This window comes from Sphingomonas sp. PAMC26645 (genome assembly GCF_004795835.1).
Classification (GTDB): domain Bacteria; phylum Pseudomonadota; class Alphaproteobacteria; order Sphingomonadales; family Sphingomonadaceae; genus Sphingomonas.
On record NZ_CP039249.1, the window covers coordinates 2,091,105 to 2,103,468 of the forward strand.

Annotated in this window: 5 protein-coding genes; all 5 read left to right on the top strand. The window is 64.1% G+C overall.

The window, feature by feature from the left end; translation table 11 throughout:
- The first annotated feature begins 81 nt into the window (after positions 1–81).
- Positions 82–2,280: a BamA/TamA family outer membrane protein gene (locus E5673_RS09965; protein WP_247599650.1), complete on the top strand. Its 2,199-nt coding sequence runs from the start codon at positions 82–84 to the stop codon at positions 2,278–2,280.
- Positions 2,280–6,521 (top strand): translocation/assembly module TamB domain-containing protein, encoded by a 4,242-nt coding sequence (locus E5673_RS09970; RefSeq protein WP_136189869.1) that lies wholly within the window; start codon positions 2,280–2,282, stop codon positions 6,519–6,521. The genes E5673_RS09965 and E5673_RS09970 overlap by 1 nt, the downstream gene beginning before the upstream one ends.
- Before the next feature lie 69 nt (positions 6,522–6,590).
- Positions 6,591–8,072: an NAD(P)/FAD-dependent oxidoreductase gene (locus tag E5673_RS09975; RefSeq protein ID WP_136189870.1), complete on the top strand. Its 1,482-nt coding sequence runs from the start codon at positions 6,591–6,593 to the stop codon at positions 8,070–8,072.
- 445 nt (positions 8,073–8,517) lie between these two features.
- A complete protein-coding gene (locus E5673_RS09980; RefSeq protein ID WP_247599651.1) occupies positions 8,518–9,870 on the top strand; it encodes an EAL domain-containing protein in 1,353 nt (450 codons plus the stop codon).
- Positions 9,871–9,875: 5 nt separating this feature from the next.
- Positions 9,876–12,350 (top strand): ATP-binding protein, encoded by a 2,475-nt coding sequence (locus E5673_RS09985; protein WP_136189871.1) that lies wholly within the window; start codon positions 9,876–9,878, stop codon positions 12,348–12,350.
- The last annotated feature ends 14 nt before the right edge of the window (positions 12,351–12,364 follow it).

Here is a 12,364-nt window from a genome sequence, read left to right on the forward strand (position 1 = left end):
GAAACCAAGCCGTCCTATGTGCGTTACGTGGACGAAGATGGGGGTGAATCGAGCACGATCGCTGCCCGTAAAGGGGATCGTGTGACAGCTTCTAACAGCCGGCATTATTGGCTCGCTCTGGCGTTGGTAGCGTCGACAACGGGATTCGCGGGCGTCGGTTCCGCGCAGTTGGTGAAGCCGGGCACTGCCCCGGCGAAGGGCCCCGATGCGCCCAAGCCCAGCGATCAACCGCAGTCGAACGATCCGCGTGCCGACGCGCCGATCGTGCCGGACGCCGAGTTCGACAGCGCTCTGCCGCCGTTGAGCGGCGACCTGAATGCACCGTTGGAGGCGATGGCACCGCTGCCCGCTCCGTCTGCGCAGGCACCCGCGACTCCCGCCACCGCGACGACCCCCGCCACGACGCTGGCCGGCGACGTCCTGCCGCCGACCGGCCCGAGCGACCCACAACTCGCGCAACCGCTGACGCCGCTGTCGAGCTTCGACACGACCCCGCTCCAGACCGCGGCGGATATCAAGGACAAGGATGCGCCCGACATCCGGTACGAGACCGCGACCAAGGGTCTCGATAAGGCTGGCGACGGGCTCGAAGGCGAATACAAGGCGCTGTCCGCGCTCGCCGAGGGCAAGGGCAAGGCGGCGAACGCCACGCAGGTCGCAGCGCGTGCGCGCGAGGATGAGGCGCTGGCGGTGCGGCTGCTGAAGTCACTCGGCTACTACGATGCGACCGCGATCTCGACGATCGAGACGATCCCCGACGCCGACAAGACCAAGCCCGCGCGGCTGAAGGCGACCGTCAGCGCGCAACCCGGCCGGCTCTATTCGCTGTCGTCGATCACCGTGAAGGCTGACGCGACGACCCCGCCCGATCTGGTCCGTACGCAATTGCCGCTGAAGGTCGGCGATCCGATCGAGGCCGCGCGGATCCAGGGCGCGGAGGCGAATGTCAGCCTGACGCTGCCGCAGCAGGGCTATCCGTTCGTCAAGGTCGGCGAGCGCGACATCCTGCTCGACGACCAGACCCCGACCGGCGCGTACACGCTTCCCGTGGATACCGGCCCGCGGTCGTCGTTCGGCCAGCTTCGCACCGAGGGCGATCAGGTCTTCAATCTCGAGCATCTGAACCTGTTTCCGCGGTTCAAGGCAGGCGAACTCTACGACAACCGGATGACCGACGACCTGCGCGATGCGCTGGTCGCGACGTCGCTGTTTTCGACGGTGTCGGTCGAGCCGGTCCGCACCGGCGCGATCAACCCCGACGGCACCGAGCAGGTCGACCTGCTGGTGCGCCAGAGCGAGGGCAAGCCGCGCTCGCTCGGCGGCAATGTCGGGTTCTCGACCGGGCAGGGCTTCCGCGCGGAAGGTACATGGCAGCACCGCAACCTGTTCCCGTACGAGGGCGCGCTGATCGCGTCGGTGATCGCGGGTACGCAGGAGCAGGGCCTGTCGGGCACGTTCCGCCGCGCCAACGCAGGCCGCCGCGATCGCACGTTCAGCCTGACGGCGGGCGCGAACCATTCGAATTACGACGCGTACGACGCGTTCACGACCAGCGTCGGCGTCCGCTGGAGCTACGATTCCACGCCGATCTGGCAGAAGCCGCTGACCTATTATTACGGTGGCGAACTCGTCGGCACGAACGAAAGCGTCTATGATTTCGGTCGCGGCGAGAACGTCCGCCGCACCTACGGCATCGTCGCGTTGCCGGGCCAGGTGAAGTTCGATCGTTCGGACAGCCTGCTCAACCCGACCAAGGGCTATCGCCTGACGCTGAACCTCAGCCCCGAGACGTCGGTCCAGGGTTCGGTCAAGCCGTACATCCGGACGATGATCGAGGGGACGTTCTACTATCCCGTCTCCAGCAGCATCGTCATCGCCGGGCGCGCCAAGGCGGGCTCGATCCAGGGCGTCTCCCGCGACGATCTTGCACCATCGCGGCGCTATTACGGCGGCGGCGGCGGATCGGTCCGCGGCTATGGCTATCAGCGGCTCGGGCCGTTCGATCCCAACGGCGATCCGGTCGGCGGGCGCTCGCTCAACGAATTCGCACTCGAGGCCCGCTACCGGTTCGGCGATTTCGGCATCGTGCCGTTCATCGATGCCGGCAACAGCTATGAGAGCAGCACGCCGAACCTGTCGTCCCTGCGCTACGGCGCGGGCATCGGCGGGCGCTTCTATACCAGCTTCGGCCCGATGCGTTTCGATGTCGCGACGCCGCTGAACCCACGCGAGGGCGACGGCAAGATCGCCCTCTACATCTCGATCGGGCAGGCATTCTGATGGCCGAAAACGGCACTCCGCACGTCGAGACGACGCACGAAACTATCATCGTCGAACGTCGCCCCTTGTGGCAGCGCATCCTGAAATGGCTGGCGATCCTGGTCGTCGGCCTCGTCGCACTCGTCCTGATCGTGCTGTTCGGGATCAACACCGATCCGGGCCGGCGCCTCGTTGCGGACCAGATCGGCGGCTACACCACCGCATCGGGGCTGAACATCAAGGTCGGTCGGATCGACGGCTCGATCTACGGCGCGATGACGCTCAGCGACGTGCGCGTGTCCGATCCAAAGGGCGTGTTCCTTACGAGCCCGAAGCTCGCCGTCGACTGGCGTCCGTTCGCGTTCGCCAAGAACCATGTCCACGTCCGCTCGCTGACCACGCCGCTTGTCACGCTGCAGCGCCGTCCGGTGCTCAACGCGACGCCGACCGATCCCAACGCGCCGCTGCTGCCCGATCTCGACATCGACGTGAACCGTCTGGTGATCGATCGCTTCCTGATCGCCAAGCCGGTCACCGGCCAGACGCATATCGTCAAGATCGATGGTGCGGTCCACATCGCCGACAAGCGCGCGCAGCTAACCACCAACGCGACCGCGCTGACCGGCCCCGGCATCGCCGGCGGCGACCGCCTCGTACTCAAGCTCGACGCGGTGCCCGAACAGAACAAGCTCGACGTGAATTTGAAGCTGACCGCTCCGGTCGGCGGCGTCGTGTCGACGATGGGGTCGTTCAAGGCACCGTTGACCGCGACCGTCGATGGCCGCGGCAGCTGGGCCTCGTGGCAGGGGCGCGCCGTCGCAACGCTCGGCGGCGGGCAACTCGCCAACCTCGGGCTGACTGCGAAGAACGGCCATATCGAAGTGCGCGGTTCGACGCGTCCCGGCCTGTATCTCGAAGGTCCGGTCGAGCGCCTGACGTCGCCGCAGTTGGACGTGGCGATCGATACCACGCTCAACGACCGCAAGGCCGACACGCGGATGACGCTGAAGTCGGACGCGCTGGCGGTCGACGCGGGTGGTCTGATCGATCTCGCCAACAGCCGTTTCGGCAATTTCGCGGTCAACGCGAAGCTGCTGACCCCGGGCGCGATCCTGCCGAACCTTAGCGGTCGTGACGTCACGGCACGCGTCGTGCTGGACGGCGCGTTCGCGACGCCGACGGTCGACTACAAGGTTCGCGCGGCAACGATCGCGTTCGGCGACATGGGCGTCGAAAACCTTTACGCCGAGGGTCTCGCACGCGTGAACTCGGACCGTATCCTCGTACCGATCAAGGCGCGGGCGCGTCGCGTGACGGGGCTCAACGCCGCCGTCGGAGGGCTCGCGACCAACGTCGCGATCGACGGCGACTTCGCGATCTCCGGCGTAAACGTCCTCTCCGACAACCTCAAGATCCGCTCGGACAAGATCGACGCGACCGCGGTGGTCGTCGCGAACCTGTCGACCGGGCGCTACACCGGCGCGTTGAAGGGGCGGATCAACAATTATCGCGTCGACGGGATCGGCATCGTCAACCTGACGACCGGCGCCAAGCTGGTGCCGGGACCCAAGGGCGGCTTCGGGATCACCGGCCGCGTCGTCGCGCAGACCTCGCAGATCTTCAACGAAGGCGCGCGCAGCTTCCTCGGCGGCAACGCGATCGTCCGCTCGGACATCGGCTACAGCCCCGAAGGCATCGTCACCTTCGGCAATCTCCGGATGAACGCGCCACAGTTCCGCGTCACGCGCGGCGAAGGTCGGTTCGATCCGGCCACCGGCGCCGTGCTGGTGAACGCCGATGCATATTCGACCGCCTACGGCCCATTGTCCGCCCGCGTCACGGGCAGTGCGACGGCTCCGGTCGTCGTCCTTCGCGCACCGCGTCCGGGTGTCGGCGTCGGCCTCGTCAACCTCAACGCGCGTATCGTCGGTCGTGGCGGCGCCTATGCGGTCACCGCGAGCGGCGGCACCAATTACGGGCCGTTCACCGCCGACGTGCTGGTCAGGCCGGGCGTGCAACTCGCGGTCGACGTGCGCCGCGTGGTGTTCGCCGGGATCGTCGGCAGCGGCCGCATCGTCCAGACCGCGGCCGGCCCGTTCGCGGGCGCGCTCCAGTTCGCCGGGCAGGGGCTGTCGGGCAATGTCCGCCTCGCCAACCAGGGCGGCTATCAGCGCGCCGATGTCGCGGCACGTGCCAACGGCGCCAAGATCCCCGGCATGGTCGACTTCACCATCGGCCGCGCGATCGTCAACGCCACCGCAGTGCTGACCCCGACGCCACAGATCGTCGCCGACGCACAAGTCGCGGACATGCGTTACGGCGCGATCGTCCTCTCGGCGGCACGCGCAAGGGTGAACTATGTCGGCGGCAAGGGTACCGCGCAGGCGCTGCTGACCGGGTCGAACGGCGTGCCGTTCCGCCTCGCGGTCAACGCCAAGCTCAGCCCCAACAATTACCTCGTCGCCGCACAGGGCCAGGCAAACGGCATCGACTTCCGCACCGTCAACCCGGCACGCATCCAAGCGGTGAAGGGCGAATATCGCCTGTCGCCGACCCGGATCGACTTCGGTGGCGCAGGCGGCGGCTCGGCGCGCCTGGCGGGCAGCTATGGCCGCGGCACGAACGCGCAGGTCCGGCTGGATCGCCTCGACCTGTCGACGCTCTCCGCGCTGGTCCCGAACCTTGGGATCGGTGGCAAGGCGACCGGTAGCCTCGACTTCTCGCAGGCGAACTCGGCCGCTCTGCCGACCGCCGACGCACGTGTGACCGTCACCAACTTCACGCGCTCGGGTCTCGCCGCCGTCTCCGACCCCGTCGACATCGTGTTCGCCGGGACGCTTGGCGGCGAGGGCGCGACAGGTCGTGCGCTGGTCCGTCGCGGGACATCGGTGATCGGCCGCATGGTCGCCAATCTGCGGCCGCTGCCGGCGGGCAACGGTTCGTGGAGCACGCGCTTGATGGCCGCGCCACTGTCGGGCGGGATTCGGTACAACGGCCCATCGGCAGTGCTGTTCAGCTTCGCTGCGATCCCGAACCAGCAATTGTCGGGGCCGATCGCAGTCGCCGCGGACTTCTCCGGGCGTCTTCAGGCGCCGCAGCTGAACGGCGTCGTCCGCGCCGACAACCTGACCTACGACAATGAGACCTATGGTACGCGCCTGTCGCAGATGCGGATTGCCGGGCGGTTCTCGAACACCGATTTGCAACTGACGCAGCTGACTGCGAAGGCTGGCGACGGTACCGTACAGGCGCAGGGCACGATAGGGTTCGCGGCGGACAGTGGCTTCCCAATCGATCTGCGCGCGACGCTGAACAATGCGCAGCTTGCCAAGAGCGACGCGATCAGCGCGACCACGACGGGTACAGTCCACCTGACTAATGGACGCGATGGCGGCCTGATCCAGGGCGATCTCCAGATCCCCGAGGCACGCTACCAGATCATCCGCCAGGGCCAGGCCGAGGTGCCCGAACTGACCGGCGTCCGCCGCAAGAGCGACATTCGCACGCCGCTTTCGACCGATCGCTCGCAGGTGCCCGAGGTAGGAAAGTTCAAGCTGGATCTCCGTGTCCGGGCGCCGAACCAGCTGTTCGTCTCGGGCATGGGCCTCGAGTCCGAATGGGAGATGGACATGCACATCGGCGGTACGTCGGCCGCGCCGATCGTGACGGGTGGGCTCGACATCGTCCGCGGCACCTATTCGTTCTCGGGCAAGCGGTTCGAGGTCAACAAGGGCCAGATCCGCTTCCGTGGCGGCGCGCTGACCGATCCGGATATCAACATCCAGGCGACCACCACGACCAGCGACATCACGGTCGTCATCAACGTCACCGGGACCGGCCAGAAGCCTCAGATCGCGTTCACGTCGACCCCGGTACTGCCGCAGGACGAAGTGCTCAGCCGCCTGTTGTTCGGGTCGAGCCCGGCCAATCTGTCGGCGACCGAGGCGATCCAGCTGGCGTCCGCACTGAACTCGCTGCGCGGATCGGGCGGCGGCGGTCTGAATCCGCTCGGCAAGCTCCGCTCGGCGACCGGGTTCGATCGGCTGCGCGTGCTCGGCGCCGATCAGGCGACCGGGCGTGGCACCAGCCTCGCAGCCGGCAAGTACATCACGAAGAACATCTATGTTGAGATCGTGACCGACGCGAAGGGCTTCACCTCGACGCAACTCGAGATCGCGCTGACCAAAGCGCTCAGCCTGTTGTCGGCCGCGGGATCGAGCGGCGGGCAGAGCGCGAGCGTGAAATATACGAAGGACTATTGAGTAAAGATCACAACAGGATAGGTTCGGTTATGAAACCTACGGCGTAACGCCGGGGCGCGAGGATGCAGCATGACCGAACATGTCGACGTGATCGTGGTGGGCGCCGGCATTTCCGGGATCGGCACCGGCTACCACCTCCAGACGCGCTGCCCCGACCGCAGCTACATGATCCTCGAGGGCCGGCAGTCGATGGGCGGGACGTGGGACCTGTTCCGCTATCCCGGCATCCGCTCCGACTCGGACATGCACACGCTGGGATTCGTCTTCCACCCGTGGACCGCGGCTAAGTCGATCGCCGACGGCCCCTCGATCCGCGCTTATGTCGAGGAAACCGCGAACGCGTACGGAATCGACCGAAAGATCCGCTACGGCCACCACGTCAAGTCCGCCGCATGGTCGACCGAGGACGCGCGCTGGACGGTCGAGGCTACCGGCCCCGATGGCCCGGTCACGATGACCTGCAACTTCCTCTCGATGTGTGCGGGCTATTATAATTACGCCAAGGCCTATTCGCCCGAGTTCGAGGGCGCGGACAGCTTTGCCGGGCAGATCGTCCACCCGCAATTCTGGCCCGAGGATCTCGACTATAGCGGCAAGCGAGTCGTCGTGATTGGCAGCGGCGCGACGGCGGTGACGCTTGTGCCGACGATGGCGAAGACCGCGGCGCACGTGACGATGCTCCAGCGCTCGCCGACCTATATCGTCGCGCGGCCCGGCGAGGACGGCGTGGCGAACTGGCTGCGTGGCAAGCTGCCGGCCAAGGCCGCCTACGGCATCACGCGGTGGAAGAACGTGCTGATGGGTATGTTCTTCTATCGGATGGCACGTAAGAAGCCGGCTGTCGTGAAGGAGCGGATGATCGGCATGGTCCGCGATCATCTCGGCCCGGACTACGACGTCGCGACACACTTCACCCCGCGCTACAACCCGTGGGACCAGCGTGTCTGCCTGGTTCCCGACGGCGACTTGTTCACCGCGATCAATGCCGGCACAGCCTCGATCGTCACCGACACGATCGCGCGGATCACGCCTGACGGCATCCATCTTGATTCGGGGAAGGACCTGCCTGCCGACGTGATCGTCACCGCGACGGGCCTCGAACTGCAACTGATGAGCGGGGTCGCGTTCAGCCTCGACGGCAAGCCGATCGAACTCGCCGGGCGACTCCAGTACAAGGGCATGATGTTCGACGGCGTGCCGAACCTGTCCTCGACCTTCGGCTACACCAACGCGTCGTGGACGCTGAAGGCGGACCTGACGGCGATCTACATGTGCCGGCTGTTGAATACGATGAAGAAGCGCGGCCTGCGTCAGGCGATGCCGTTCAACAATGATCCGACGATGAAGAGCGAGTCGTTCCTCGATTTCACATCGGGGTACGTGCAGCGCGCCGCTGCGGCTTTACCGACGCAGGGAGAGCGCAAGCCGTGGAAGCTGAACCAGAATTACGCCCTGGACGTGCTTGCGCTCAAGTTCGGCTCGATCGATGATGCGATGCGGTTCTCGAACCCGGTGCGGGCTCCGGCACGGCGGGAGGACGTTACCGCCTGATGGAAATCTTGCAGGCCGGCATCCGCGATCAGCGTAGTGCCAAACGGCATCGACCGTATCCGTAAGCCTAGGTTCGTCAGGTCGTGACGCTCGGGGATCTCGCAGCGACTGAGTGTCGATCGACGAGCCACGGCAGCGGTGTCGCGTTGCTAAAGCACTGCTACCTTAAAGTGTCGGCTCGAACACCGAAACGCGTTCTTATTCAACGCGTCAGTGTTCGAGCCGATTCGGCATTCACCAGGGGCGAATGTTCTCGCCGTAAACCAGCGAGATAAGAAACTTCAGCATGTTTTTCTCCCTAATTGGCACCATGAGGTGCTTCACGGGATTATAGGTTAACGAGACGTTAAACAATAACATTTGTAATTTGTTAACCATCTTTGTCGGGCTCGTGCATGCTACGTGCTTAAGGGTATGTTTATGCGTCCGGGCTATTGGGTCAGGAATGAGGGACATTCCGCACGGTCAGTTCGAAGGCAGCCCGCACTTTGCGGCCATGCGTCTGCTGGACGTCGACTCGTCGGTCGAGCGTACGCGCAACGCCATTTTCAAGGCATCGCAAGCTTCGTGGCGGTTCCTCGTGCTTGCCGAGATCTCGAATTTTTCCGTGTTGCGCCGTCACTTGGGACGCTCAAGAGCGGACACCTTGATCGTCGACGTGGCGGCGCGAATCGCTGATACATTGCCGGACGCGCGGATTATGGTCGCGGGACGCGACACGGCGGAAATCGTCTTCGAGAGCGAGGCACGGCTGGCCTTGGACGTCGCGATCGCCGCACTGGAGGTCGCGTTCGAAGAACCGTTCGACATCGACGGCGAATCCTATGTCATTCACGTTCAGCTAGGCGCCGCCGCCGCGTCTGCGCACCGCGACGAAGTGCTGCTGATCGAGGAGGCCGAACACGCGTTGCGAGAAGCCCGCGACGAACGCATCGCAATCGCGCGCGATGTGACCGGCACCCCAGCGGCGATGGATCGTGCGGAGCTGTCGCTGGATCTGACGCGTGCGATCGAAAAGGAGGAGTTGTTCCTTCAATATCAGCCTAAGGTTCACTTACGTCGTCAGGAAGTCACGAGTGTCGAGGCACTGGTCCGCTGGAACCACCCGACACGCGGGCTCGTATTGCCTAACGACTTTATACCCTTGGCCGAGGAATCTCGGGATATCGTCGCGCTGACGCTGTGGACGATCCGTCGTTCAATCGCGGACCAGAAGGCGCTCGCCGCCAGTGGTCACGACCTGCGCATCTTCATCAATATTGCGGGGGCGTTGCTCGCGGACAAGCGGTTCGTTCGCCGCGCCTGTGCGCTGGTTCAGACAAGTGGCGCACAACTCGGGTTCGAGATCACCGAAACGTCGGTGATCCGCGATCCGGAAAGTGCGATCGCCAATCTCAAGATCTTTGCGGATATCGGGATCATCATCGCGATCGACGACTATGGGGCAGGCCTGTCGTCGCTGGCGTATCTGAAGCAGCTGCCGGCACGCGAACTGAAGATCGACAAGCTGTTCGTCACGCAACTCGCCAGCTCGAATCGCGACCCATTGATCGTCCGGTCGACGATCGATCTCGCGCACGCGCTCGAGATGGAAGTCGTCGCTGAGGGTGTAGAGAGCCAGGCGGCGATGGCATTGTTGTCGGTGATGGGCTGCGACATGATCCAGGGCTTCCTCATCAGCCGACCGATCAATCTTGATGCGCTGATCCACTTTCTCGATGATGGAAAGTATCAGGCTATTGCGGCGGACATGCGCGCGCCGTTCAATCGGCTCGCGACCGTCTGGAAGCGTGCCTGACCGCAATGGCGCAACGCTGGATCGTAGCTGTTGCTGCCGTAGTTTTCGCGGTGATCGGACCGGCGGTATCCGGGCAATCCACCGCGGGTCAGGATGGCGATACCGTTGCCGTCAGGTACGAAGCTACCGTCGCCGACGTGAATGCTACGATGTTGATCGATCCTGCCAAGGCATTGCCAAAAGCGGTGGCTGCCGAACACCTTGCTGCGACGATCACCGACCAGAAGGCCCGTGGTATCGCGATCGCGAAGGCGCAATGGCTCCAGGGGGAATCGTATCTCCGGACGAACGATACCGACAAGGCCGACGCACCGATCCGAAGTGCGCTTGCCGCGGTAAAGACGTTTCAACCACAATCAAAGCTGCACGCCGACTTGTTGATTTCGATGGGCTGGCTCGACAGTTCGCAAGGCCGCGCCGGCAGCGCCTTGATCGATTACCAACGGGCGTTTGCGATTTATCGCAGGCTCGGGGATGCGCGTGGACAATCCCGTACCTTGGTCTTCATTGCAATGCTGTATACCGAGGCTAAAGATCCGGACACGGCGGATAGATATTATCAGCAAGCTCTGGAAATCTATCACGCTGATGCAAATATCGCCGTATCGATTTACAATAACAGGGCTTTGGTGCTTGCTCAGGATAAGCAGTACAAGAAGGCGGCTGTTCAATTCAAGAAATCGCTCGATTTAGCAACGCAATTGAATAGCAAGAACCTGCTAGAACTTATCCACATGAATATCGCGCGTGTGCAGCTCGCACTCGGAAATTTGACGATAGCGGACCGTGCCATTGCGAGTGGACGGGCGATTGCCGACCCTGCCGATACCAGACTTGCTGGACGTCTTACCGCAACCGCCGCACAATCTGCGCTGCAGCACGGTGACGTACCGCGCGCGCAACGGCTGATCGAAAGCGCATTCGCGGGGATCAATCCGACGACAACGGACACGGCGTACCGCGATGCTCACCTGACGGCCTATGATATCTTTACGGCGGCAGGCGACTCACCAGCAGCGCTCGTCCATCTCCAAGCCCTCAAGCGCCTCGACGACGCAGGCACCAAGCTCGCCACCGACACGAAGACCGCGCTGATGGCGGCGCGATTCGATTTCGCCAATCAGGAGTTGCGGATCAGCCAACTCAAGGCCAGCGAATTGCAGCGCAGCATTGCGTTCGAGCGCACACAGGCGCGCACGCAGCGAAATATTTTCATCGCGACGGGCGCGGCGGTCGCGGTCGTTATCGCGCTGTTGGCGATCGGGTTGGTTACGATCCGCCGCAGCCGGGATCAGGTCCGCGCCGCGAACGACGATCTCGCGGTGACGAACAGCGCGTTGAGCAAGGCACTGGCCGCGAAGACCGAGTTCCTTGCGACGACCAGTCATGAAATCCGGACGCCGCTTAACGGTATCCTGGGCATGACTCAGGTGATGCTGGCGGACCCGACGCTGCCGGCGGACTTGCGCGATCGGCTTGGGGTGGTGCATGGCGCCGGGATCACGATGCGTGCGCTCGTCAATGACATCCTGGACATCGCCAAGATGGAAACCGGCAACCTTACGATCGAGGCTGCTGCGTTCGACGTCTGCGCGACAGTGAAGGACGCGGCGCGGATGTGGGAAGAGCAGGCGCGCGCAAAAGGCCTCTCCTTCACCGTCGATGTCGGCGGTTGCCCTGCGATGATCATGGGCGACGCCGCACGGGTTCGGCAGATCGTCTTCAATCTCCTGTCGAACGCGCTGAAGTTCACCAAGACGGGCCATGTCGCACTGAGCATCCAAGTCGGCGACGACGACCGGTTGCGCGTTGGCGTCACCGATTCCGGCATCGGTATTCCCGCCGACAAGATCGAGGAAATCTTCGAATCGTTCCGCCAAGCCGATGCCGGGACGACACGGCAATTCGGTGGTACTGGTTTGGGACTGTCGATCTGTCGCAATCTGGCGCGTGCCATGGGCGGTGACGTGTCCGTCAGCAGCATCGTGGGGCAGGGGGCGACCTTCACGCTCGTCCTGCCGTTGGTCCGTGCGGACTCGAAGGTGGTCGATATCGTCGAAACGGATACGCGACCGGGTACGCTCATCGTCGATCGCAACCCGATCACGCGCAGCATGTTCAAGACCTTGCTTGCACCGCACGGCGGCCCGATCGCCTTCGCGGCGTCGGTCGACGAAGCGGTCACGCGTCTTGCCGATGGCGACATCGCACGCGTGTTGATCGACGATGCGTCGGTGCGCGCCAGCGACGACGCGCTGGGCGGGCTGTCGCGGATTGCCGAGGCGGCGTATATTTCGCGTGCCGAAACGACGTTGCTCTGGCCAGTTGCCGCAGAGGAAGAGCGTAAGGAACTGCTGGGTACGGGGATCACGCGGGTCGTCGCGAAGCCGGTGAGCGGAGGCACGCTGATTGCGAGAATGTTCGATGGATCGGTATCGACCAATGGCGTGAATCCGGACCTTGTATCGCATGCTGCATGAGGCGTAGAGGCGGC

Bases quoted from the DNA above. Each gene is read 5' to 3' on its own strand.
- E5673_RS09970 (WP_136189869.1), top strand. From the start codon at position 2,280: ATGGCCGAAAACGGCACTCCGCACGTCGAGACGACGCACGAAACTATC.
- E5673_RS09980 (WP_247599651.1), top strand. From the start codon at position 8,518: ATGAGGGACATTCCGCACGGTCAGTTCGAAGGCAGCCCGCACTTTGCG.
- E5673_RS09975 (WP_136189870.1), top strand. From the start codon at position 6,591: ATGACCGAACATGTCGACGTGATCGTGGTGGGCGCCGGCATTTCCGGG.
- E5673_RS09985 (WP_136189871.1), top strand. From the start codon at position 9,876: ATGGCGCAACGCTGGATCGTAGCTGTTGCTGCCGTAGTTTTCGCGGTG.